Annotated in this window: 20 protein-coding genes and 1 pseudogene; 11 read left to right on the forward strand and 10 right to left on the reverse strand. The window is 34.5% G+C overall.

Translation table 11 applies throughout. From position 1 onward, the window contains the following. A pseudogene (locus AC000W_RS12590) lies at positions 1 to 116 on the reverse strand (30S ribosomal protein S12); the annotation flags it as partial. A gap of 445 nt (positions 117 to 561) precedes the next feature. On the opposite strand from AC000W_RS12590, the gene AC000W_RS12595 reads away from it, so the two are divergent. From AC000W_RS12595 to rlmB, 8 genes are all read left to right on the forward strand, one after another. Further along, positions 562 to 3,789: a SusC/RagA family TonB-linked outer membrane protein gene (locus AC000W_RS12595; protein ID WP_474748778.1), complete on the forward strand. Its 3,228-nt coding sequence runs from the start codon at positions 562 to 564 to the stop codon at positions 3,787 to 3,789. 31 nt (positions 3,790 to 3,820) lie between these two features. Next, positions 3,821 to 5,509, forward strand: coding sequence for a SusD/RagB family nutrient-binding outer membrane lipoprotein (locus AC000W_RS12600; RefSeq protein WP_474748780.1), 1,689 nt, complete (start codon positions 3,821 to 3,823; stop codon positions 5,507 to 5,509). 17 nt (positions 5,510 to 5,526) lie between these two features. Then, complete coding sequence (locus tag AC000W_RS12605) at positions 5,527 to 6,471, forward strand: hypothetical protein (protein ID WP_474748781.1); 945 nt, start codon at positions 5,527 to 5,529, stop codon at positions 6,469 to 6,471. Positions 6,472 to 6,629: 158 nt separating this feature from the next. Further along, positions 6,630 to 7,991, forward strand: a complete 1,362-nt coding sequence (locus tag AC000W_RS12610; protein ID WP_474748783.1) for an aryl-sulfate sulfotransferase — start codon at positions 6,630 to 6,632, stop codon at positions 7,989 to 7,991. 69 nt (positions 7,992 to 8,060) lie between these two features. Then, positions 8,061 to 11,375, forward strand: a complete 3,315-nt coding sequence (locus AC000W_RS12615) for a VCBS repeat-containing protein (RefSeq protein ID WP_474748784.1) — start codon at positions 8,061 to 8,063, stop codon at positions 11,373 to 11,375. Positions 11,376 to 11,654: 279 nt separating this feature from the next. Beyond that, entirely contained in the window at positions 11,655 to 12,395 is a 741-nt protein-coding gene (locus AC000W_RS12620; RefSeq protein WP_474748786.1) for a hypothetical protein, read from the forward strand. Positions 12,396 to 12,529: 134 nt separating this feature from the next. Further along, positions 12,530 to 13,267, forward strand: a complete 738-nt coding sequence (locus tag AC000W_RS12625; RefSeq protein WP_474748788.1) for a hypothetical protein — start codon at positions 12,530 to 12,532, stop codon at positions 13,265 to 13,267. 117 nt (positions 13,268 to 13,384) lie between these two features. Further along, a complete protein-coding gene (gene rlmB / locus AC000W_RS12630; RefSeq protein WP_474748790.1) occupies positions 13,385 to 14,122 on the forward strand; it encodes a 23S rRNA (guanosine(2251)-2'-O)-methyltransferase RlmB in 738 nt (245 codons plus the stop codon). Here the strand turns inward: rlmB and AC000W_RS12635 are convergent. After that, positions 14,119 to 14,847 carry a rhomboid family intramembrane serine protease gene (locus AC000W_RS12635; RefSeq protein ID WP_474748792.1) on the reverse strand — a complete coding sequence of 243 codons (729 nt, stop codon included), beginning with the start codon at positions 14,845 to 14,847 and terminating at the stop codon, positions 14,119 to 14,121. The genes rlmB and AC000W_RS12635 overlap by 4 nt on opposite strands. 91 nt (positions 14,848 to 14,938) lie before the next feature. On the opposite strand from AC000W_RS12635, the gene AC000W_RS12640 reads away from it, so the two are divergent. After that, entirely contained in the window at positions 14,939 to 16,216 is a 1,278-nt protein-coding gene (locus tag AC000W_RS12640) for a replication-associated recombination protein A (RefSeq protein WP_474748793.1), read from the forward strand. Here the strand turns inward: AC000W_RS12640 and AC000W_RS12645 are convergent. Genes AC000W_RS12645 through radC form a run of 6 tightly spaced genes read right to left on the reverse strand, consistent with a single transcriptional unit; the run spans position 16,213 to position 21,823 of the window. After that, the gene (locus AC000W_RS12645) at positions 16,213 to 17,082 is read right to left on the reverse strand and encodes a hypothetical protein (protein WP_474748795.1); all 870 of its coding nucleotides are present in this window, start codon (positions 17,080 to 17,082) and stop codon (positions 16,213 to 16,215) included. The genes AC000W_RS12640 and AC000W_RS12645 overlap by 4 nt on opposite strands. A 10-nt stretch (positions 17,083 to 17,092) precedes the next feature. Next, positions 17,093 to 18,520, reverse strand: coding sequence for a DUF5723 family protein (locus tag AC000W_RS12650; protein WP_474748797.1), 1,428 nt, complete (start codon positions 18,518 to 18,520; stop codon positions 17,093 to 17,095). Beyond that, the gene (locus tag AC000W_RS12655) at positions 18,517 to 19,065 is read right to left on the reverse strand and encodes a hypothetical protein (RefSeq protein ID WP_474748798.1); all 549 of its coding nucleotides are present in this window, start codon (positions 19,063 to 19,065) and stop codon (positions 18,517 to 18,519) included. Before AC000W_RS12655 ends, AC000W_RS12650 begins: the two co-directional genes overlap by 4 nt. Before the next feature lie 58 nt (positions 19,066 to 19,123). Continuing rightward, entirely contained in the window at positions 19,124 to 19,813 is a 690-nt protein-coding gene (locus AC000W_RS12660; protein ID WP_474748800.1) for a YjjG family noncanonical pyrimidine nucleotidase, read from the reverse strand. Then, entirely contained in the window at positions 19,806 to 21,101 is a 1,296-nt protein-coding gene (locus AC000W_RS12665) for a polysaccharide deacetylase family protein (protein ID WP_474748889.1), read from the reverse strand. The genes AC000W_RS12660 and AC000W_RS12665 overlap by 8 nt, the downstream gene beginning before the upstream one ends. Before the next feature lie 23 nt (positions 21,102 to 21,124). Then, positions 21,125 to 21,823, reverse strand: a complete 699-nt coding sequence (gene radC, locus AC000W_RS12670; RefSeq protein WP_474748801.1) for a RadC family protein — start codon at positions 21,821 to 21,823, stop codon at positions 21,125 to 21,127. Positions 21,824 to 21,885: 62 nt separating this feature from the next. Between radC and AC000W_RS12675 the strand changes: the two genes are divergently transcribed. Then, entirely contained in the window at positions 21,886 to 22,329 is a 444-nt protein-coding gene (locus AC000W_RS12675) for a DUF1569 domain-containing protein (protein ID WP_474748803.1), read from the forward strand. 4 nt (positions 22,330 to 22,333) lie between these two features. On the opposite strand, the gene AC000W_RS12680 is transcribed toward AC000W_RS12675, so the two are convergent. Next, complete coding sequence (locus tag AC000W_RS12680) at positions 22,334 to 22,498, reverse strand: hypothetical protein (protein ID WP_474748804.1); 165 nt, start codon at positions 22,496 to 22,498, stop codon at positions 22,334 to 22,336. A 57-nt stretch (positions 22,499 to 22,555) separates the two neighbouring features. Beyond that, entirely contained in the window at positions 22,556 to 23,914 is a 1,359-nt protein-coding gene (locus AC000W_RS12685; protein ID WP_474748805.1) for a UDP-N-acetylmuramate--L-alanine ligase, read from the reverse strand. Between the two features lie 181 nt (positions 23,915 to 24,095). Here AC000W_RS12685 and AC000W_RS12690 point away from each other — a divergent pair, with 181 nt between their 5' ends. Further along, the gene (locus AC000W_RS12690) at positions 24,096 to 24,335 is read left to right on the forward strand and encodes a cupin domain-containing protein (protein ID WP_474748806.1); all 240 of its coding nucleotides are present in this window, start codon (positions 24,096 to 24,098) and stop codon (positions 24,333 to 24,335) included. Positions 24,336 to 24,359 lie beyond the last annotated feature (24 nt).

The raw sequence follows: 24,359 nt of genomic DNA on the forward strand, positions 1-24,359 counted from the left end.
GTGTAAACACGCGTACAAACCCCTCTTCTTTGAGGACACGAATCCAAAGCAGCCGATTTACTCTTCTTAGTAATTGTGGCCCTTCCTTTTCGTACTAATTGTGAAATTGTTGGCATACTATATATTAATGTATAAACTTACCCTCTTTTAAGGGCTGGCAAATGTAGTAATAATTCGCAGTATTTCAAATACTACAAGATTAATTTTTTAGATTTTTTTTATCATTAAATATATTGAGCTGTAATAAACCTATTTCAACCATGACATTTCCCAACCAAAATCATTAAATCTAATTATAGATGCCTAATATATTAAGGTATACGTTGGAAATTTAATTCTACTGCAGCTCCATTTTAACATTTTTAAAAAAGTTAAAAAAACCGTAAAAATTGCGAAATATTTAATCTTAAATATCAATTACTGCACATAATCAATTTTTTAACAAAGGCTGATAAGAAAGTTATATTATTTTACACACTCTTAAAGTTTTATTAAAATTCGTTTGGAATATTAAGGTGAAATTATCACTTTTGCCGATAGCTAATTCAAATAATTTATAAAATGAGAACAAAATCAAATGGAATCTTGACGCTGTTATTGGCGTTTGTTGTGCATTTGTCTTTTGCACAGGAAAAAACGATTTCAGGTAACGTTACAGACCAAGATGGTCTGCCCCTACCTGGAGTTAACATCGTTGTAGAGGGTACCACTACAGGTACGCAAACAGATTTTGATGGAAACTACGCTATTAGTGCTAGTGAAGGTCAAACTCTCCTCTTTTCTTACATTGGACAAAAAGACATTAGAAGTGTAGTTGGTGCAAGTAGCACTTTAAATGTGCAAATGGAAGAAGATGCACAAGCTTTGGAAGAAGTTATTGTAACTGCCCAAGGTATTAAACGAGAAAAGAAAGCTCTAGGTTATGCTGTAACCTCGGTTGATTCTGATCAATTGGAATCTAGATCCGAAGGTGATGTAGCAAGAGTACTTTCTGGAAAAGCCGCTGGTGTTCAAATTACTTCTGCAGGTGGAGCTTCTGGTTCGGCCACAAACGTAACAGTAAGGGGACTTAGTTCTTTTAGTGGTAGTAACCAAGCGCTATTTATTGTTGATGGTGTTCCTTTTAGTAATGACACCAATGACACTGGCGATTTTATTAGTGGTAATGTTGGTTCATCTCGTTTTTTAGATATAGATCCAAATAACATTGCCAATGTGGAAGTTCTTAAAGGTTTAGCAGCAGCTACCTTATATGGTACTCAAGGTAAGAATGGTGTAATATTGATTACCACCAAGGCTGGTGCAGCAACAGGCGGTAAAAAGAAAACTGAAATTACCGTAAGCCAATCATACTTTTCAAACGAAGTTGCTTCTTTACCAGATTACCAAAATCAGTATGGTAATGGTTTTGATCAATCTTTTGGATGGTTCTTTAGTAACTGGGGACCAAGTTTTGATCGTGGTGGCGTTTCAGGATGGGGCAACCAACCTGCTATAGACGATCAAGGTACTTTGGAGCATCCTTATTCTACTACAGCTGTAGCGGCAACAAGAAATGCATTTCCAGAATTACAAGGTGCAAGATATCCATGGCAACCATACAATTCAGTTGGAGAGTTCCTAAGACCAGGTTATGTTACTAATACCTCTGTTAATGTTGCTGGAGGTACTGAGGATGGAAACACTACATTTAATGCCAATTTTGGATACTTAAATGACATTGGTTTTACTCCTGGAAACTCCTTAAATAGATCTACACTATCTATTGGTGGTAGATCAAAACTATCTAATAAATTTACAGTAAGCGCAACCATGAACTACGCTAGGACAGATTATAAGACTCCTCCTATTGCATCCAGTAGAGGTAATGGTACGGATGGTTTGTCAGTTTATGGTAATATTCTGTTTACACCAAGAAGTGTTGACCTAATGGGACTTCCTTTTGAAAACCCAATAGACGGTTCAAGTGTTTATTATAGAAATGGTAATGATATTATAAACCCAAGATGGACAGCTAAGAATGTTACATATAGACAGCTAACCAATAGATTTTATTGGAACGCGCAATTGACTTATGACATCAATGACAATTTGAACGTTGGTTGGAGAACTGGTTTAGATTTCTACAATGAAAGAAATGTCAATAGTTCCAATAAAGGTGGTATTCGTTTTACTGAAGCCATATTTGGTTTCTTAGATACTTATGATAACAATAACAGTATATGGGAACATTTCTTCTCTGTAAATGGTAATTATGACCTTTCAGAAAAATTAGGACTTTCCTTTACTGCTGGAGCTACATCAAGACAGGATAATTATGATCGTCAGGGTGTTTCCAGTACAGGACAAATTGTATTTGGAGTTAAAAGACACTTTAACTACCAAAATCAAACACCTATACAATTTTCAAGAAAAAGAAATATTGTTGGTGTTTTAGGACAGGCTACTTTTGATTATGATGACATGTTGTTCTTAAATGTATCTGCAAGAACGGATTGGGTATCCAATCTAACAACTGAAAACAATAGTAAAACCTATCCTGGTGTAAGTTTATCATTTTTACCAACTACCGCATTTAGTGGTCTAAGAAGTGAAAATGGAATCAATTTCTTGAAGTTGAGAGCTAGTTATGGTACTTCAGCAACCTTCCCAACTGGTTACCCAACTATTAATGTGGTTGAGCAAGATACTCAAGTATACAGTGATGATGGAAGTGTTACTACTAACCAAATTGATAATTTTAGAGCCAATCCTGATTTAAAGCCAGAATTATTGGAAGAATATGAGGTAGGTTTGGAAACTCGTCTATGGAAGAATAGAATTTCTGTGGATGTAACTTATTTTGATAGAAGAACTAACGATCTTATTGTTACTGAACCACTATCGCCATCAACTGGATTTTCTTTTACAGAAAGTAACATTGGTCAGATAAAGAATGAAGGTTTTGAAGCAGATTTTGGTATTGACATATTTAAAAGTGATAACTTTAATTGGAATTCAAGAGTAAATTTCTTTACTAATAACGAAACAGTTACGGAACAGGAGCAAGATTTTATAGCTTACGCAGGTAGTCTTGCTGAAGGCGGTGGTCTTTTTAGAGGTTCAAATGCTGCAATAGAAGGTGAATCTCTGGGTACTATTGTGGGTACCGCAATAGCTAGGGACGACGCTGGAAACTTTCTTATTAATGATGGTGGAAGTTATGTAGTTGCGGAGCAAGATAATGATGGGAATGTACCTATTGTTGGTGATGCAATTCCTGATTATACAATGAACTTTATCAACACCCTTACTTATAAAAATTGGAATATAGGTTTTCAGTTGAACCATATAAAAGGAGGAGACATATTATCAAGTACAGTTGCCACTCTTTTAGGTAGAGGTTTAATTGTTGAAACTCAGGACAGAGAGAATACATATATTCTTCCAGGTGTAAGACAAAGTACAGGTGAAGTAAACAACATTCAATTGAATAACTCCACTTACTTCTTCAGTAACCTTTTATTTGGACCAACAGAGACTAGAATTTATGATGCGTCTGTAATTCGTTTACAAGAAGTTTCATTAGGGTATACATTCCCATCCAAATTCTTGGACAAGACTCCTTTTGGATCACTATCTATTACTGCTCAAGGGTTTAATTTATGGTATGACGCTTATAACACTCCAGATGGAGCTAATTTTGACCCCAACGTACAAGGTGTTGGAGTTGGTAATGGACGTGGATTTGATTTCATCAACGGTCCAAGCTCAAGAAGGTATGGTTTTAGCATTAAAGCAACTTTCTAATTAAATATTGTTAATGATATAGAAATTAATTATGAAAAAAATAATAAAATATTTTACAATAGTTGTAATTGCAGGTGGCTTTTTTGGCGCCTGTGAAACAACAGATTTGGACTTAAGAGTAAGTCCAAATGATCTCGCAGCTGATCAAGCAGATCCAAATTTGCTTTTAAATTCAATTCAGTTAGCTTATGCTTCCAATATGTCTGCAATTAGCAATTTAGGAGCTCAATTAACAAGAATTGACTATATGAATGGTAGGGACTACTTTAACAACTATCCTGGAAATACTTTCGATCAAATATGGCGTAGAACTTATAGTAGTGGTACTAATGGACCTGGAACTGGTGTTCAGGTTGGTATGTTTACCAATGTAGATGCATTAATAAGTATCAATGATATTTCAGATGTTGATTATTCATTTCATATTGGGGTGGGTCAAACATTAAAAGCACACATGCTGTTCTTGTTAGCCGATTATATTGGTGAAGCTGCTTATTCGCAAGCTGCTAATCCTGCAGAATTTCCTGCTCCTTTATTGGATAGTGGCGAAGATATTTATGCTGCCGCATTTGCTTTACTGTCAGAAGCTCAAAATTTATTGGCTTCTGGTCCATCTACCAATGGTGCTACAGATTTATTCTATGGTGGTGATACTACCAAATGGATAAAGCTAATTAACACTATTCGTCTAAAAGCATATGTTACTACTGGTAATGTTTCTGGTTTTAACAGCATTATAGGTTCGAATAATTATATCTCTGATTCAGCTGATGACTTTGAGTTCCAATACGGCGCCAGTGAATTACAGCCAGACACTCGTCATCCAGATTATGCTGCTAACTACACGCCAAGTGGAGCTGGAGGATATCGTTCCAACTGGATTATGGAGCAAATGTTAAACAATAGTGATCCTAGAATTAGATATTATTTCTATAGACAAGAAAGTGCTACCCCTGGAGCAGATGCCGCACCAGATGAAGAAACTTTAGCTTGTTCTCTTGCGCAGGTACCTCAACATTATATTGATGGTGGTTTTACAGCCTATTGTAGTGTTCCTAATGGTTATTGGGGTAGGTCTCATGGAAATGATGAAGGTGGACCACCAGATAACTTCCTTAAAACGGCTGCTGGTGTTTACCCAGCTGCAGGTAGATTTGACGATGATAGTTTTGATGTTGTAGGTCTTGGTCTAGGAGGTAGAGGTGCTGGTATAGAACCAATAATACTTTCTTCTTATGTAGATTTCTGGAGAGCAGAAATTGCAATGGTAAGTGGTGCAAGTGATGCAGCCGTTGCAGACTTAATGGCTATGGGACTTGAAAAATCTATCGCTAAAGTTCAAACTTTTGGTGCATTGGATGCTTCTGCAGACCTTTCTTTGGAACCAACTGCTGCCGAGGTTACAGCTTTTATAGATGCTCAAGTTGATGCATTTGTAAATGCCGCTGATAACGATGAGAAAATGAATGTATTTTCTGAGCAATACTGGGTTACATTATATGGAGGAGCTACAGAATCCTATAACTATTATAGAAGGGTAGGTTATCCAACAACTTTGTTACCAAACTGGGAAGCTAACCCTGGGCCTTTCCCAAGATCATTTTTATATCCTCAAAATGAGGTTATCACGAATCCTAATTTGGAACAAAGGACTGATTTGACAACTCAGGTATTCTGGGACACCAACCCAGCTAGCCCATCGTTCCCAATAGCTAATTAATTTAAAATATAAAAGTTATGAAATTCAATAAATTTAAACTTATACTTAGCGCATTTGTGGGTTGTCTTGCTGTAACTTCGTGTGAAGAAGGTGATTTGGTTTTTGACCAAATCGTAGATAGCGAACAAAGAGGTGCTATACTTAGAACTGTTAATGTTGTTTCTGATGAATTGCCAATAGGTGTCGCAGATGGATTCTTTGAAGTAGAACTAGAGGTACAAGACCAAGAAAATGGTGCTTTGGTAGAATCAATAGATGTATTTGCCAATTTTGAAGATCAAACTCCAGATAATGGTAAAGGTGGGACTACTGCTGAATCTTTAGTGGAAAACGTTTCAACTGCTGGCTTTGAAATAGGTGAATTTGGCTTACCAAGATTTAGCTACCAAGCTACTTTAGGAACACTATTGAGTGCTACTGGGGTGGCTGATGCTGATATTGATGGAAGTGATCAATTTAGAATTCGCTTTGAACTTGTTATGAATGATGGAAGGCGTTTCTCTTTTGCTGACAACTCTGGTACGCTTACGGGATCATTCTTTAGCTCACCATTTTTATATACAGCAACTATTGTATGTCCTCCTAAAGCACCAACACCAGGTGTATGGACTATTAATATGACTGATTCTTATGGTGATGGTTGGCAAACAGCTGACGCTTCTGGTGGCCCAGGCATTACTGTTACTTTAGATGATGGTACCGTATTAGAAGTAGGACTTTGTTCTCCTTATGGTGCTGCAGCCGGAACTTTCTTAGGAGGGTCGGGTTGTACTCCTAATGATGGATCAAGTGGTACAGGAACTATTACTATACCTGCTGGAACTCAAACTGCTGACTGGTATTTTCCAGGAGATAATTGGGGAGAAATTGGATTTGAAATTGTTACTCCAAACGGAAATGTTGTTGGTGGTTACACAAGTGCAGATGCTGGACCAATTACAATTGACTTTTGTAAAGACTAATTTTAGAGGACCAAAAAAAAATTAGTATCAAGTCTATATAATTTAAAAGCCACCTCTAATGAGGTGGCTTTTTACATACAGTATAGTTGGCCTAAATATTAACAAAGGGCTATTAAATTTTCATTAAATAAAATGTATTTTTGATTAAAAAGTGAACTATGAAATTTAAATTCTTTCTTCAGCTCATAGTATTTCTAATGTTATCAATTTCAATTACACTTTTCAACTCATGCTCAAATGATAATGAAGTTGATGATGATAATGAAATTATATCTGAAACCCCTTCCGAGCCCGAAGAGCCAGACAATGAAACACCTGACTTTACACCTGAAGGTACAGTGGAATTTTTAAACCCCGATAAAATAGACGATAATTATATTCTTGTTAATGATGCAGCGGCTAACCGGGTATATTTGATGGATAAAGAGGCTAAATTATTATATGAATGGACTCTAACAAATAATATTGGTAATGATGTTTTTCTTTTGCCCAATGGAAAACTTTTGGCCTCATTAGAATCTGACGACCCTCAAATTCCTCTAGGAGGAAAAGGGGGTAGATTACAGCTAGTTTCTTCAAACGGAGACGTAGACTGGGATTTTATATATTCTTCATTAGAAGGGGAAACCCACCATGATGCCGAATTATTACCCAATGGGAACATCTTGGCTATGGTTTGGTCCAAAATTAGTGCCAATGATGCCACCCAAGCCGGTTTTATGCTAAACGAAGATGTATATCCCGAATCTATAATAGAAATTAACCCAACAACAGATGAGATAGTTTGGGAATGGCATTCATGGGATCATTTAATTCAAGATTATGATGACACCAAAGATAACTATGGGGTTATTGCTGAGCATCCAAATCGCATAGACGTTAATTATGTTCCAAAATTCGGAACATTAGGTACAGTAGAAGGAGATATAATGCACGCAAACGCAATTGCTTACGATGAAATTAATGATGTCATATTATTAAGTATTAACTTTTACTCAGAAGTCTGGGTAATAGACCATAGTACAACTACGGCAGAGGCAGAAGTAGGCACGGGTGGAGACTATGGCAAGGGAGGGGATCTAATCTATCGATTTGGAAATCCAGACACTTATCAGAATAGTATGGGCACACGTTTATTTCACCACAACCATTTTCCAAATTTACTTAAAGGAGAGAATCAAGGAAAGCTCCTTATTTTTTCAAATGGGCTAGGTTTAGATCAATCCACAGTATATGAATTGGAGCTGCCTTCCACTTATTCTCTACAAACAAATACAGATAATGAACCAACTGTAACATGGAGTTTTACAGACCCAGATTTATATTCTGGAAAAGTATCAGGAGCAGTACCTCTTCCAAATGGAAATATCTTAATTACTGAAGGTGATTTTGGATTTTGGGAAGTAACTCAAGAAAAGGAAGTGGTATGGAAATTTCAATCAGAAGGATTTTTTTGGAGAGGGTATCACTACTCCAAATCAGCTCCTGAAATTTTATCTCTAAGCTTGCCTCAAAATTAAAATCACTAATTGCCTTAAAAAGTACATTTGCCTATTTTAATGAATAAAAGTAAGTATATAATAACTTTAATGATTTTTGTAGTTTTTTCATGTAAGGACAACACATCGATTAAAACCCATACTTCAAATAAATCATCTGACAACAATAAACCAGTAAGGGTATTTGAAAAAATTTCTAGTGATTATAGTGGTCTTACTTTTTCTAATTCCATTGTTGAAAATGTCCAAACTCTAGAGAATCTATTCAATTATGATTATTTCTATAACGGTGCGGGAGTTGGGGTTGAAGACCTTAATAATGATGGTCTTTTGGATATTTTCTTTTGTGGTAATCAAAATAAGAATAGGCTTTATATAAATCAAGGGCAACTTAAGTTTAAAGATGTATCGGAAGAGGCCGGCATAAACCAAGGTAAAATATGGTCCAACGGCATTACATTCGTAGATATAAATAATGATGGCTGGAAAGATATTTATGTATCTCAAGGAGGGCCAAATACTAGGTTAAATAGAAAAAATCTACTCTATATAAACCAAAAGGACGGCACTTTTATTGAAAAAGCCGAAGACTTTGGCCTAGCCGACATGGGAATTAGCACACAAACAACTTTTTTTGACTATGACAAAGATGGAGATTTGGACTGTTTAGTCATGAATGAGAATGAGTTATATGGTGTTGATCCAATCAACTTAAAAATATTAGTGGAGAAAAATGAAGAAAGTAAATATTTTAACAGCTCCCATTTCTATTTAAATGACAATGGAAAATATATTGATATTACTAAGAAGGCAGGGCTAGAAAGACCCATTTTTGGTTTGGGAATATCAATTTCTGATATCAATAATGATGGCTGGTTAGATATATACATCGCTAGTGATTATTATCTCCCTGATGCATTATTTATTAATAAAAAGGATGGAACATTTAGCGATGAAATAAAAAATTACACAAACCATATATCATATTATGGAATGGGTATGGACATTGCAGATATTAATAATGATGCCAAACAAGACATTTTTGTACTGGACATGGCATCCAATGACCACGTAAGAGCCAAAACACTTATGGCATCAATGAGTACTAAAAGGTTTAATTATTTGGTGGAATCGGCCGGATTTCATCATCAATACATGTACAATTCTCTTCAATTAAATCAGGGAAACAACAAGTTTTCAAATATTTCACATTTAACTGAAACTGCAAATACAGACTGGAGTTGGTCTGTACTAATTTCAGATTTTGATCATGATGAAGATAATGATATGTATATTACCAATGGATATAGAAAATATGCTCTAGATAACGATTTGCAACAAAAAGTTTATGAAGCTAAACTTAAATATAACAATAAGGTTCCTGTAGAAATTAAAAAACAACTTTACAATGAAATGCCCTCAGAAAAATTATCCAATATATTATACCAGAACAACGGAGATTTAAATTTTAAAAACGAGGCAAATCATTGGGGTCTTGATGACTTTTCATTTAGTAATGGTGCCGCAATGGGAGACCTAGACAATGATGGAGATTTAGAATTAATAGTCAATAATATAGATGACGAATGCTTTTTGTATAAAAATACAACCATAGAAAATAATCTTGGCAACTTCCTCCGAGTTAAAACAGAAGGAAAGCTTTCAGAATCATTCCCCAAAATAACTATCAAATATAAAGATAAAGTTCAATTAATTGAGTCTCGAAGGGTTCGGGGGTATAGATCCTCACAGGAACCTGTTGCGCATTTTGGAGTAGGAAAAGAGAAAAAAATAGACACCGTTATAGTTGACTGGCCAAACGGTACTAGTGAAGAAAAATATAACGTGTCCACCAATTCCATTATTGTTTTTAATGAAGACAATGCCACCTTTGAAAAAAAAGATTCAGTTTTAAAAGCTCCCCTTTTCTCAAAAACTAACCCTTCTACTTACAAAATAGCATTCACTCACAATGAAAATGAGTACAATGATTTTGAAAAGGAAATTTTGCTTCCATATAAACAATCAACAATGGGCCCTTTTATATCCAAAGGCGATGTAAACCAAGATTTACTGGAAGATATTTTTATAGGAGGAGCTTCGGGACAAGCAGGAATACTTTATATGCAAACCCCTAATGGTTATATAGAAAGTAACCAGACAGTATTTCAAAATGATAAAGGTTATGAAGATATGGAATCTATCTTTTTTGATTTTGATGGGGATGGTGACCAAGACTTATATGTAGTAAGTGGGGGTAATGAATATGACGAAAATTCCTCTTTTTATGCAGACAGGTTATACATAAATAATGGTGTAGGTAATTTTTCGAAGTTAAAAAGCAATTCGTTGGAGGCCAATCCCCAAAGTGGGAAACCTGTTGCTGTACTAGATTTTGATAAGGACGGAGATATGGATATTTTGGTTGGCAACAGAATAAAACCACAAGAATACCCTAAACACGCCCCTTCTATCTTATATGAAAATATAGAGGGAGAATTAAAAAATAGCACAAAAGAAATAGCTCCAGGCCTAACAGATTTTGGAATTATTAATGATATTATTGTTACAGATTTTGACAATGATGGTTGGAAAGATTTCATTGCTGTTGGGGAGTGGACCCAAGTTGGTCTTTTCAAAAACAATCAAGGAAAATTCTCTAGAATCTCGGAAAAACAATTAAGTTTAGCAGATAAAGGTTGGTGGTATTCAATTAACGAGACAGATATTAATAATGATGGATTGCCAGATTATATCGTTGGAAATATTGGTTTAAACATTAAGTTTAAAACCAGTAAAGACAAGCCTTTAAAAATCTATGCCAATGATTTTGATGATAATGGAACTTCTGATATTGTCTTAAGTAAAAAATATCAGGGGGAATATGTTCCCGTAAGAGGTAGGGAATGTTCCTCACAGCAAATGCCTTTTATTAAGGAAAAATTCACTTCGTATAATGATTTTGCCAATGCAAAGTTAGTTGACATTTATGGTGAAAAATTGAATGCGGGATACACTCAGGAAGCCAATGAGTTTCAATCACTATTGCTGATTAATAAAGGAGATGGTATTTTTGAAAAAAAGTATCTTCCAAAAGAAGCTCAGTTTTTCCCTATCTTAAATTGTGTTTTTTATGATGTTAATAAAGATGGTTACGAAGATGTCATCGTAGCCGGAAACCTCTATGAAACAGAGGTTGAAACCCCTAGACTAGACTCCTTTTCAGGTCTGGTCTTAATTTCGAATGGGAAAGATGGATATACACCAAAACCATATGACGAAACAGGCTTATATTTGGATGGAAATACGAAAGACATACAATTAATAAGAACCAAAAAAGAAATCCTCTTATTTGCAACCATGAACAATGGTCCCTTGTCTATTTATAAATTAAATAGCCATTGATTTATAACACCTATAGACTTAGGTTAGGTCTCTTCACATATCTATATGAATCTATCAACAAGTCTAATTTTAGTTATTCTAAGTTCCTAAAAAAGTAATATAGCATAGAACTAAAAGCAAAATATTTATGTAGAAAGACTATCATTTTACTAAGGATTTAGCTAAAATTTTGCCATTTGATATTATAGCCAATCCCATAATCCTATTTTGTAATAATTATAACAGTTATGTTTGGCTAATATTCTATGTTTTAGCTACATTAGCAAACAAAATTTTAACATGAAAAATATTTTATCTTTTATTTTTTTATTTTTAGGAATAGTAATTTCACAAGGGCAAACTACAGGGCAGATTAGCATGAATTCATCATCAGGAGGGCCCTCCTCTGGTGTAAATGCTCAAATACGTTATTTGATGGGACCAATTTCTCAGCATAAAAACAAACTTGAAAGCCAAGGAATAGAAATTCAAGGGTCAGCTTATACATCTGAAACATTTTTACCAACCAAACTCTATTATAAGGATGAATATCAAGGTGATATGTTCTACAGGTTTAATGCCTATAACGAAGAGATTGAATTGAAGGATATCGACTTTAAAGAAGCGCCAGTCAAATCATTACAAAGGGATAAAAACCTCTTCATTTTGGTAAATGGAAATCCAATGAGTTTTAAAACCTATATAGATAAAAAAGGGTTAACACAAAATGGTTATTTAACTAAATTGATTGACGGTAAGTACTCCTTCTATAAAAGATATGATGTAAAATATACGGAAGGGCAAAAGGCTCAAAATTCATTTGTAAAAGCAATCCCTGCCCGTTTTTCAAAATTTACAGAATACTATATAGAAATTGATGGGGTTAATAGAATAGATGAATTGGAATTGAACAATAGAAAGCTTATTAAATTAATGCCTAATGACAAAAAAGAATCTTTAAAGACCTATCTTAAAGAAAACAAGATTAAAATTAAAAATGAACAAGATTTATTTAAAGTTTTGACACACTTAAATAGTTAACATATTTCCTTAGCAAAAAATGTATAATTCATTAAGCGGCTTTTTTTAAGTCGCTTTTTTTTTGCAATTTACTTATGATTGGATTTGTGGTAAAAAAATCATAACTTATAGCTCAACATTTAAAGTCAATTAATATGAAAAATCTATTAAGTTTATTAATTATATTCTCAATAGGGTTTGTTCTAAAAGCCCAAACAACTGGTCAAGTTGCCAGCTATACTGTAAATGCGGATGGTGGAGTTTCCGACGCTCTATACAAACATGCACTAGGATCTTTGGACGACGCCAAACAAAAATCCCAGAAGCTAGATAAAAATATTGAGGGTTCTCCATACACATCCAATCTTTTTAGCCCTACCACTGTATATTATGGTGATGAACCAGCTGGGAAATTGTACTATAGGTACAATGCCCATAACCAGGAAATAGAAATTAAGCAGCAAAATAGTGAAAGTGAACCTATACGGGCCTTAGGAAGAGATAAAAAAATAAAAATAATTATTGATGGAAAACCCATGAGTTTCAAAACTTTTGTGGATAAAAATGGAAAAACCCAAAATGGATATTTAACATTGGTTAAAGATGGGAAATTTAAACTTTATAAAAGGATAAATATTATTTTTAAAGAAGCTAAAAAAGCTCCTAATTCTTTGGCTAAGGGAACACCTGCCCGTTTCACTCAGTTCGTTGAATATTATATTGAATCAGAAGGTGGCAATAGAGTAGATCAACTGGAATTAAATAATAAAAAACTATTAAAATTGGTTAATTCCGACAAACACCAAGCCCTTAAAAAATTTATTAAAGATCATAAAATTAAATTGAACAACGAGGACAGTGTTAGTAAAATAATCGACTTTTTAAATAGTTAAAGCACTTTATTGTATATACTATGAAATAATATTTTTTTACAATAGAGAATAATTCATAAAACTGTCAATAAAAAACCACTCACAAATTATGGGTGGTTTTTTATTTACCTTTGCCCGATGGAAAAGAACAATCAAGTTTATGGCATTAGAGCTATTATGGAAGCCATAAATTCTAATGAAGCCATTGATAAAGTATTTATACAGAAAGGGTTGCAAGGAAGCTTATCCAAGGAACTTGAAACTCTGATTAGAAAAAAAGGGATTTCTTCTTCCTATGTTCCAATAGAAAAACTTAACAGGCTTACAAAAAGTAACCACCAAGGTGCTATTGCAAGTCTATCACCTATTACTTTCTATTCTATAGAGGAATTGGTAGAACCGATTGCGCTAAAGAAAGAAAATCCTTTATTTCTATTATTAGACCAATTATCTGATGTTAGAAACTTTGGCGCCATAATAAGAACAGCAGAGTGTGCAGGAGTTGATGGGATAATAATTCCAAAAAAAGGGGCAGCTCCAGTAACTGCGGATGCTATAAAAACTTCAGCTGGTGCTGCTTTTAAAGTTCCAATAGCAAAAGTAGATCATATTAAAGATGCAGTTTTTTATATGCAGGCCTCTGGAATAAAAGTAGTTGCAGCCACAGAAAAGACAGAAAATATGATTTATCAGGTTTCTTTTGAAGGCCCTACAGCAATTGTAATGGGCTCTGAAGACATTGGCATATCACCCTCAGTTCTTAAAACAGTAGATTATAAAGCCAAACTCCCTTTGTTAGGTGAAATTGGTTCACTGAATGTATCTGTAGCTTGTGGAGTCTTCTTGTATGAAGTAGTAAGGCAAAGGCAGCTTTAGTCCCCAGAAATATCTTTTTCCCTGTTTTTATAATGATATTCAATTTTCACAATTTCATCCTCTTTAGATTCAATAAAGTTTCCATTTTCATCAAAATGTCTTAAAAACTCGTCTTCTTCCTCATTATAATCTTCTCTTTCCCATTTATACTTTTTTGGCATTGGTATCCTTGCTCTTATAAAAATTGCTAAACACAGTCCTGTTATTAATCCTGCTAGATGACCTTCCCAAGAAATCCCTTCTTCAATGGGAAAGATATACCACAACAAACTACCATAAATAAAGACAACAAACAACGACAATGCTACTAATCTATAGTGCTTAGTGAACACTCCTTTAAAAAAAATAAAGCTGGCCAAAACATAAATTAATCCACTAATACCAATATGATAAGATGGTCTACCAATAACCCATGTAAGCAATCCCGAAAGTAAAACACCCCAAATCAATACCTTAAGGGCAATCTTTTTATAGAAATAAAATAAAGAAGCGGTCAGAATAGCTATAGGAATGGTGTTATTATACAAATGCTCAAGTGAACCATGAATAAAAGGTGAAAACACCACACCTTGCAAACCAGAAAACGTTCTAGGGTACACACCATGCGTATTAAAATTTACACTTAATCTTAGCTCTATTAAAAAAACAGTCCAAATACAAAGTATTAAAAGTATTGGTGCAACAACTACAGAGTTGGAAAATTTAAAGTAATTGGAATCAGACATAAGCTTAATTTACCCAATTAACTACAAAACATTGACCATTTTTCCAAAATTGTACAAATTGTCATCTTAAATTTTGTTTTACTTTTATAAAATGAATGAACCTTTGGCCGAAAGGGTACGCCCAAAAACATTAGAAGAGTATATTAGTCAGCACCATTTAGTGGGTGAAAAAGGCTCATTGACACACCAAATTAAAAAAGGCATTATTCCTTCCTTAATTTTATGGGGGCCTCCTGGTACAGGAAAAACTACCTTAGCGCATATAATTGCACATGAAAGTGATAGGCCTTTTTATGTTTTAAGTGCAATTAGCAGTGGGGTTAAAGAGGTAAGAGAGGTTATAGAAAAGGCCAAACAAAGTGGAGGACTGTTTACATCTAAAAATCCCATTCTCTTTATTGATGAAATTCATCGTTTTAGCAAATCCCAGCAAGATTCACTTTTAGGAGCTGTAGAAAAGGGATGGGTAACATTAATTGGTGCCACTACCGAAAACCCAAGTTTTGAGGTAATTCCTGCTCTTTTATCTAGATGCCAAGTCTACATATTAAATCCTTTTGGAAAAGAAGATTTAGAAGCATTGCTCAAAAGAGCACTGAAAGAAGATACTATGCTTCAATCCAAAAAAATAAAATTAAAGGAAACTGAGGCATTATTGCGTTTATCCGGAGGTGATGGCAGAAAATTGTTGAACATTTTTGAGTTGGTCATTTTATCAGATGAGAAAAACTCCATCACTATCACAGATGAACTGGTTATGAGCAAAGTTCAAAAGAACACAGTGCTTTATGACAAAACGGGAGAGCAGCACTATGATATTATTTCAGCCTTTATAAAGTCAATTAGAGGAAGTGACCCAAATGGAGCGGTATATTGGTTGGCAAGAATGATAGAAGGTGGTGAAGATGTAAAGTTCATTGCACGTAGAATGTTAATTTCTGCATCCGAAGATATAGGTTTGGCAAATCCCACAGCTTTAGTAATTGCCAATACTACTTTCCAAGCTGTTACAGCTATTGGGTATCCCGAAGCCAGAATTATTCTAAGTGAATGTGCCATCTATTTAGCAACTTCAGCAAAAAGCAATGCCAGTTATATGGCCATAAAGAATGCTCAACAAAAAGTGAGAGAAACTGGCGATCTATCTATACCTCTACATTTAAGAAATGCGCCTACAAAGCTAATGAAGGATTTGGGGTATGGTGAAGATTATAAGTATTCTCATGATTATCTAAACAATTTCGTAAATCAGGAGTTTCTACCAGATGAATTATCTGGAACGACTTTTTATACGCCTGGCAAAAATCAACGTGAAAAAGCGATTGATGAATTCTTAAAAAATAGATGGAAAGATAAGTATAGATTCTAGAACTTTATATTTAATTCTTCTACCAACAGTTTTTCATTCTTGTAATATTCAAAAAACCATTTTCCATCTTTATTGTATACCAATCCATTTACACCATTATCTGAGGCATAATACACATTGGGCACAGAACTTTTATACATTTTTAACCTAATACTAGGCTTACTATCTACTAATTGGTACCCATTACTTAATTGTTGCGCGTATAAAATCCCAGATGCTTCTGCTACAGGGATAATCCTAGCTCCCTCTTCTTTTATTTCTTCCACTGTTGGGGTAGCATCCACTATTTTTTCAACATTTTCAACAACTTCCATAGCTTCTTCCACTGTTGGAGTCTTCTCTATTTCAGAATTTACAATAACTTCCGCAGGTTTTTCTTCTATCTTCTTTACATCATTTTTAAAACTTACAGTAATTGGTTCTTCAGTTTTTGTTTTCGGTATATATGCATAATTCATTCCTACAAATGACTTAAATGAATTGGTAATACCCTCATTATATGCAGGTTTATAATCCTTTAGCTTACTCTTCCCCTCTTGAGCAACAAAAACCTCCTTAAAAGTACAATCCTTTAGAATTATAGTTGTTTTAGTTGTGAACATATTGGAATTATCCATTATATCTGCAAGTAATCCCAAACACATATTATTGGACAAATCTTCTGGTAAATTATCACTATACACCACATTAAAACCTTTTTGATCAAAAAGGTGCTTTAATAAAGTACTGGTTTGGTATTGATTGGTTTCCTGAAAGCTCTCGAACTTTATCGGGATAATTATATACTTATATTCATTAAGTAGATTTTGCCCATACATAATATTAATAGACAAAGCCAAAAGGAAAAAGAAGCTTAATTTTTTCATAGTTATTATATCATTTCTTTTCCCAAGATATGATATTTAATCCTAATTGAAAAGAAGCATAATGGGAGTCTGCTATATTTCTATACGACAGAAGATTATCTGCCATAACATAGAAATTAACTGGACCTACCTGGCTACTTAAGCCCAGCCCAATATTGGAAAACGAAAACTTGTCAATGGTATACGTGGTTTTTAGCGCTAAAAAATTTCCAAACCTTCTTTGATAAAAAGCAGTTAATGCAGCTTGTGGTCCTCTAGGTCTATTAATTACATATAACTGTCCTCCAACACTATTCACATATTGAATTTGTGAATTGTTCATATAGGCATCTGGTCCACAATTACAATCTTCCTTGGACAATGCAGGTTCTCCAAAGTTATGTCTTATAGACGCATTTAATTTGGTAGGTCTAAAAGTAATGTAGCCGTTATCATTTGTATCAAAAGGTACCATTTCCTCTATTTCATCCACCAATTCTTGCCAAAAATCCGCATTTGGGTTGGCTAAAGCCTGCGGAAGAATAATTTCAATTCCCTCAACAGTTGTTCGTCCACTTAAAGTATAGTTTTTTACATCTTTGCCATGGTAAATAAATCCAACATCCAATAAGCTAGCTGTTACTAACGTCTTATCCGTTAAATTATAGGTAAAGCCTACATCTACACCCAGACCTAAATTTCCTCCTAAAAGTGCTCTTTTAACCAATGTCCTTGGTACATCTAGAGAATCATCATCTAAAATTTCTTGTATTCCAGAAGACCTTAACTCCATATCAACATCCAGGGTGTTAGCATAAATATTATTAACTCCTTCTGTAGTTTCAAAATATCCAGTATTTCTACTTGAATTAAAATTGAAAATACTTGAATATAATTTAGCCCTTGCCCCAACCGTTAAGTCTTTGTTCACCTTTTTATTTATCCCAAAGTGGAAGACACTTAATAATTCTCCTCTTGTTTTTAAATGCCCCAAGTCAAACTCTCTATTTAACTGGTCGGCATTTCCCTCGAACCCCAAAATAGCTAAGTCCTTTGGCCAATAATTAATAAAATCGGATTCAATATACATTCCGAAAGAATAGTAATAGTTTGGGTCGGTTGCCATCCTAAAGCCCCCATTGAAGAGTTCCATTTGATTAGTAGAACTAGCATCATCTCTTTGGCTTAATCCATATAAAACCCTCTCCGTGAACTTCTCTGTAAAATCTAACCCGTCATTGGCAAACAAATCATTAACCGTTAAACCACTAGTACCAACCTGAAACGAAATTCCAGAAAGAGCGGGAATGCCAACGTGCCAGTTATAGCCCGTTTGCATTCCAGGATTTATCATTAAAGCCTGTGGCACTTCAATGAAGTCATACAGCAATTGCTTATTTTGGGCATTCAAAAGGTTGCACAAAAAAAGAATAGTAAAAAATATTTTTGCTATTCTCATTTTAATCTTACCCTGAATTTAGCACTAGATCTTAAAACAATTTTAGGGCTTGGAAGAGAAGAAACTGATGTATTATTTCCTAAGTTTCTAACACTTACCCTTAGGTTTGCAGTATTGGCAATTATATCCAAACTACGTCCAGACCCACCGTAAAAAACTTCCCTTTGTAAAATAGCAGTAGTTTCGGCAGCTACAAAAAACTGTTCACTATCCAGACTACTGCCGGCATCGTCCAGAAACTCAAATAAAATTTCCATTTCCTTACTAGTAGTGTTTTCTATCTCATACGTAATAGATCCATCTAACACTCTATCTGCAAAATATGCCTGACTGAAAGCATCAAAACTAAACGCTGCTGAATAGAAACTTATACCAGAAACAAGATTTATAAGTCTTTCTGGTGATTCAATATAAATAATACTGGATTCAATGGTTGGAGTAATACTTAAATCATCAAACTGCTCAAAGTTTTGCTCTTCAACACAAGAAGTAGCTAACCCAAACAAAATCAATCCAAAAAAAATAAAGAATGTTTTCTTATTCATAGTAAATAATAACATCTTAAAGCAGCACAAACCCTACTTTACTCGCCTATATATAACTCTACAAAAAAGATTTTATTTCCCTTAATTCATGAATCATTTCACAATGGTCGTGCTTAGGTTCTTTATGGGTATTAAAATGTAATGTGTGGAAGCCCACAGCTTTAGCACCAATAATATCAGCTTCTAGATTATCTCCTATCATTAAGGAAGTTGCAGCATCTACACCTGCGGTTTTAAGCGCCAAATTAAAAATAATGGGGTTTGGCTTTTTTACACCAGCCATTTCAGAATTAATAATTTTACCAAAATAAGAATGGATATTGGAATTCATCATTTTCTTTTCTTGAATCTCTTGAAACCCGTTAGTAATAATATGAAGGGAATATTTTGGTTTTAAATAATCCAATATTTCAAAAGTGCCATCAAAAACGTGGTTAAATGATGATAAATGATTTATATATTCATCGGCCAATAAATTGATATCAGTATCCGAAATTGAATAATTAAGTGAGTCAAACGTGATTTTAAGCCTTTGATAGCGTAACTCCTCTTTAGTAACCTTTTCCTCTCTATATAACTTCCAATAGGAGAGGTTTGTTGGTACATAGACATTTAGAAAAGAGCTTAAATCAATATCAAAACCATTTTCTAACAATATCTTCTCAAAGGTAAGGGCAGAGTTTTTTTCAAAATCCCACAAGGTGTGATCTAAATCAAAAAAAACATCAGTTACAATATCTTTAAACATGATACTTCTTAATAACAGAATTATATAGTTTCATTCTATTTACTTTATGCTCCTGACCCAGCAGTTCGTTAGAAAAAACCAAAATATAATTCCCATTTACTTTTTTTATCTGATTGTACAAGAAACCTAATTTTTCAAATATTTCGTTCTTAGTTTTTAATGTGGCAAGGGCATAATCATGTACAGCAAAGGGGTGAATTTTAATAGGTTGTTGTACTTCTAAAGGAATATCGTAAAAATAAAAAGAACTACAGGTGCTTGCTCTAAAACCAACATCATGAGAATAACCCATAGTATAATCATCAGTAAATTCTGCCTCCAAAAGGTTTCGATATGTCTCTGGAACCTGAATACGATTGTACCGCATTCTAGAATAGGTTATAGACCTGTTTATAACATTTGCCAGTCTTTTCTTCTCTTGTTTTAGCAATTTTATATCATTAAAGGAACTGTATGAAGCACTAAGAGAAACAATACTATAATCAGCAATGGACTTTATTAAGTACCTGAATTTATTATTGTTTGTTGATATGTTCTTGTCATAAGTAGAATATTCTGCAAACTGAAAAAAGAACATGCTCCTAAAATTGTACTTTTTATGTATCTCTATGAGTTCATTAAAGTTGTCATAAGGGTCTTTCCTAATTTTTAACCATACCAAGATACGCTGCCCAAATCTTCTAAATTTAAAAGAACCTAAATCATAGAACAGCCCCGAAAGACTCCTAAAAACCCCACGATGAGAATAACAATGAGAAGTAGTTACATCTATTATTGATGTAAATTTATATGCTCTCTTTTTATAAACTACTTCTGGAAACCTTTCTTTTAGGCTTTCTAACAACTTAAAGGCCCATATATCAACTACTGGTTTTTCTAAAAAACCGTTTTGATAAGCCAAACTGTCTTTGGCCTGAAACCTGCCATGAGCATCCTTTACATGTGGCAAATATTCCTCATACCTGCTCAACAGATAAAAGCTGGCAGAAAAAATATCAAAAGGAATATTACTACGTTCTCCTGCATCAAAGAAACAAGGTATGTCGTCCCAATGTGAAACTTTAATTTGCAGGTCATTTATTCCTTGTTCAAATAAAAGGTCATTGCTTCTAACAAAAAATTCATTTTGTAGTGGTTGTTTGGTATAGGTGATTTTAGGTCCAGAGTGCCTAATAAAATCTTCAACTTTGGTCGTGTAGGCAATATCAATACCCAAAATTCTTGTAAAAACATGCTTCATTATATAAATGAAACGAGGGGTTATCTTATGGGAATAAATAAGTAATATATGTTTGTTCTCGCCTTCTTCCATTACAAAATATGTTCGTCTGCAAAACTAAAATAGTTTTTTTGTGTAATTATTAAATGGTCTAAAACCTTGATATCCAAAGCTTGCGAGGCTAACTTTAATTTATTGGTAATCTCTTTATCCGCCGCACTGGGCTTTAATGTCCCAGATGGGTGGTTGTGCGCCAAAATTAGGCCAACCGCTCCCAATTCCAATGCCTTTTTTAATACCAAACGCACATCTACCAATGTTCCTGTTATTCCACCTTTACTAAGTTGTGAAAAATGAATTACTTTATTGGAATTATTAAGGTAAACTATCCAAAACTCTTCATGTTCCAATTCACCTATTATGGGTTGCAAAAGTTCAAAACAATCTTTACTGCACGTAATTTTAGTAATCTTGGCTACATCTTCACCCCTTCTCCTTCTTCCCATTTCTAAGGCAGCCGCAATAGTGATTGCCTTGGCTTCTCCAATACCCTTAAATTGCATTAATTGGCTAATGGAGAGCTTTCCCAATTCATTTAAGTTGTTGTTCACAGAAGCCAATATGCGTTTAGACAATTCTACTGCACTTTCATCTCTACTCCCAGAACTAATGAGAATGGCAATAAGTTCCGCATCGGACAAAGCTGACTTTCCTTTATTGACCAGTTTTTCCCTAGGTTTATCATCATCTGCCCAATTTTTAATGGAAAACGAAGTAGAATTTTCTTGCATTTGCTAAAGATAACAAACAAAAAAATATTGTAAATTCAATGTTCAACATTTAAGTATATACCATGAAATCCATTTTTGATGAATCTACCCATAAAGAACTAAAAGAACGTTTGGAAAAGCTCAATGAAAATTCGGAACGAGTTTGGGGAAAAATGAGTGTGGGACAAATGGCATGGCACTGCCAATGGCCATTGGAAAATATGATTGAAAACAAAGATAGGGGCATAAAAGGGAATCCCATTGTTCGTCTCCTTTTTAAAAAAATGCTCTATAACGATAAACCATGGAGAAAAGGAATGCCCACAGCACCATGGTTAAAGGCCACAGAGGAAAAAGATTTTACCTCTGAATATACCAAGTTAAAAACTTTGGTGGATGATGCTTATGGTGTTCGTACCAGAAAAAAATGGAATCCGCATACTGGTTTTGGTCATTTTACCCATGAACAATGGGGGCAATTACAATACAAACATCTAGACCATCACTTAAAGCAGTTTGGGGTTTAAGTAGTTATTCTGTTTCTTCTGACTGAATATCTTGATGTTCAATTTTTGGTTTGGTATCATGTACCATGCGGGTTTCTTCTAAAATAACATTGGATATACCCAACATAAAGGCAATCATAAGGATTGATGCTTTTTGCTTAAAAAATTGTACTGCGTTTTTTAAAAACATAACATACTCACCTCAAATAACATTCCTTTTTAAAATAACTGACAAATGTTCATCTTATCAATTATCCATTAGATTTTTCACCTCATCAAAATCCAGTCCGCCATAATTGCCAGAACTCATAAGAAGCAAGGCAGCATTTGAAAAATTTTGTTCAAATAAATCAGCCTTAAAACTATCGGGGTTTGTGTAAATCTTCAAATCGGTTCTGCCAAAGGCACTTGCAATTTGATTTTCTGACACTTCATCTAATTGTTTTATTTTGACCGCATGAGGGGAATAAAAAACAATGGCCTCATCCGCATCGTCCAAAGCCCCCTTATATTCCTTCAAAAAATCTGCATTAAGACTGCTATAGGTATGTAGTTCCAAACAAGCAATCAATTTTCTCTTAGGGTATTGTTCCTTTACCGCCTTTGTAGTGGCGGCCACTTTACTGGGGGAATGTGCAAAATCCTTGTATGCAACACTTGTTCTTCCTTCTGCAATTTTTTCAAGTCTTTTTGATGCTCCTTTAAAAGTTCCTATGGCCTCATAAAAATCTAGCTCATCTACCCCTATATTCTGGCAAATCCATTTGGCACCTGCCAAATTGCTTAAATTGTGTTTTCCAAAAACCTCAATAGGCATGGCGCCTTCAGGAGTTTCCAATAGGGTTTGCCCATTTTCAACTGAATATTCTGGTGTACTGTAAGCTAATTTTCGGATTGAATTCTCCGATGCTTCCACTACCCTTTTAACTTCTACATCTTCTTCATTATAGGTAATGCTCCCCCCTTTTACAATACTATCCACAAAAATCCGGAATTGCTCCACATAATTATCAAAAGTGGGGAATACGTTAATATGGTCCCAAGCAATACCGCTCAATAAAGCAATATTGGGTTTGTATAGATGAAATTTTGGCCGTCTATCTATGGGTGATGATAAATACTCGTCGCCTTCCAAAATAATAAAATCATTTTCCTCGGTTAGATGTACCATACGGTCAAAACCATCCAACTGAGCCCCAACCATAAAATCCACCCTGATGTTATGATAATTGAGCACATGCAAAATCATGGAGGTAATGGTTGTTTTTCCATGGCTACCACCAATAACTACCCTAGTTTTATTTTTGGATTGCTCATAAAGGAATTCTGGATAGGAATAAATTTTCAACCCTAATTCCTGTGCTTTCAAAAGTTCTGGATTATCAGGTTTTGCATGCATTCCCAAAATGACAGCTTCAATATCTTTGGTCAATTTCTTCGGAAACCAACCAAATTCTTCGGGTAGCAGTCCTTTATTTGCCAGTCTAGTTTTAGAAGGTTCGTAGATAACATCATCACTGCCAGAAATAACATAACCTTTATGGTGAAGTGCCAAAGCAAGGTTGTGCATTGCACTCCCGCCAATGGCAACAAAATGGATTTTCATCTAGTCAAAATTATAGGGTAAAGATAGGGATTGGAAAAACCTTTCCCAATCAAAGTAATAACCAAAGGATATTTAATATATTTAATTAATTAAAAAAAACAGCACGAACATCAATCTAAACAATATCACACCAAAAGAAATTATGCCCGGCTATCTGGCCAAAATGGTGCATGGGCAAAATATGAGCTTAGTATTTTGGGATGTTGAAAAAGATGCCGAAGTACCATCACATTCCCATATACACGAACAAATAATGCATGTTATGGAAGGTACGTTTGAGTTTACTTTGGATGGAGAAACAAAAGTATATGAAGCTGGTGACTTGGTTATAATTCCGCCCCATGCAACACACAGCGGAAAGGCTTTGACAGCCTGTAAATTACTGGATGTTTTTAGTCCGGTTAGGGAAGAGTATAAATAATCTCTCGACTTCGCTCGAGATGAC

The organism is Saonia sp. (assembly GCF_056326165.1).

Coding starts and splice junctions, on each gene's coding strand:
- AC000W_RS12675 (WP_474748803.1), top strand. CDS start 21,886: ATGAAATCCATTTTTGATGAATCTACCCATAAAGAACTAAAAGAACGT.
- AC000W_RS12610 (WP_474748783.1), top strand. CDS start 6,630: ATGAAATTTAAATTCTTTCTTCAGCTCATAGTATTTCTAATGTTATCA.
- AC000W_RS12655 (WP_474748798.1), bottom strand. CDS start 19,065: ATGAATAAGAAAACATTCTTTATTTTTTTTGGATTGATTTTGTTTGGG.
- AC000W_RS12600 (WP_474748780.1), top strand. CDS start 3,821: ATGAAAAAAATAATAAAATATTTTACAATAGTTGTAATTGCAGGTGGC.
- AC000W_RS12640 (WP_474748793.1), top strand. CDS start 14,939: ATGAATGAACCTTTGGCCGAAAGGGTACGCCCAAAAACATTAGAAGAG.
- AC000W_RS12620 (WP_474748786.1), top strand. CDS start 11,655: ATGAAAAATATTTTATCTTTTATTTTTTTATTTTTAGGAATAGTAATT.
- AC000W_RS12605 (WP_474748781.1), top strand. CDS start 5,527: ATGAAATTCAATAAATTTAAACTTATACTTAGCGCATTTGTGGGTTGT.
- AC000W_RS12690 (WP_474748806.1), top strand. CDS start 24,096: ATGAGCTTAGTATTTTGGGATGTTGAAAAAGATGCCGAAGTACCATCA.
- AC000W_RS12645 (WP_474748795.1), bottom strand. CDS start 17,082: ATGAAAAAATTAAGCTTCTTTTTCCTTTTGGCTTTGTCTATTAATATT.
- AC000W_RS12625 (WP_474748788.1), top strand. CDS start 12,530: ATGAAAAATCTATTAAGTTTATTAATTATATTCTCAATAGGGTTTGTT.
- rlmB (WP_474748790.1), top strand. CDS start 13,385: ATGGAAAAGAACAATCAAGTTTATGGCATTAGAGCTATTATGGAAGCC.
- AC000W_RS12660 (WP_474748800.1), bottom strand. CDS start 19,813: ATGTTTAAAGATATTGTAACTGATGTTTTTTTTGATTTAGATCACACC.
- AC000W_RS12595 (WP_474748778.1), top strand. CDS start 562: ATGAGAACAAAATCAAATGGAATCTTGACGCTGTTATTGGCGTTTGTT.
- AC000W_RS12615 (WP_474748784.1), top strand. CDS start 8,061: ATGATTTTTGTAGTTTTTTCATGTAAGGACAACACATCGATTAAAACC.
- radC (WP_474748801.1), bottom strand. CDS start 21,823: ATGCAAGAAAATTCTACTTCGTTTTCCATTAAAAATTGGGCAGATGAT.
- AC000W_RS12650 (WP_474748797.1), bottom strand. CDS start 18,520: ATGAGAATAGCAAAAATATTTTTTACTATTCTTTTTTTGTGCAACCTT.
- AC000W_RS12685 (WP_474748805.1), bottom strand. CDS start 23,914: ATGAAAATCCATTTTGTTGCCATTGGCGGGAGTGCAATGCACAACCTT.
- AC000W_RS12680 (WP_474748804.1), bottom strand. CDS start 22,498: ATGTTTTTAAAAAACGCAGTACAATTTTTTAAGCAAAAAGCATCAATC.
- AC000W_RS12635 (WP_474748792.1), bottom strand. CDS start 14,847: ATGTCTGATTCCAATTACTTTAAATTTTCCAACTCTGTAGTTGTTGCA.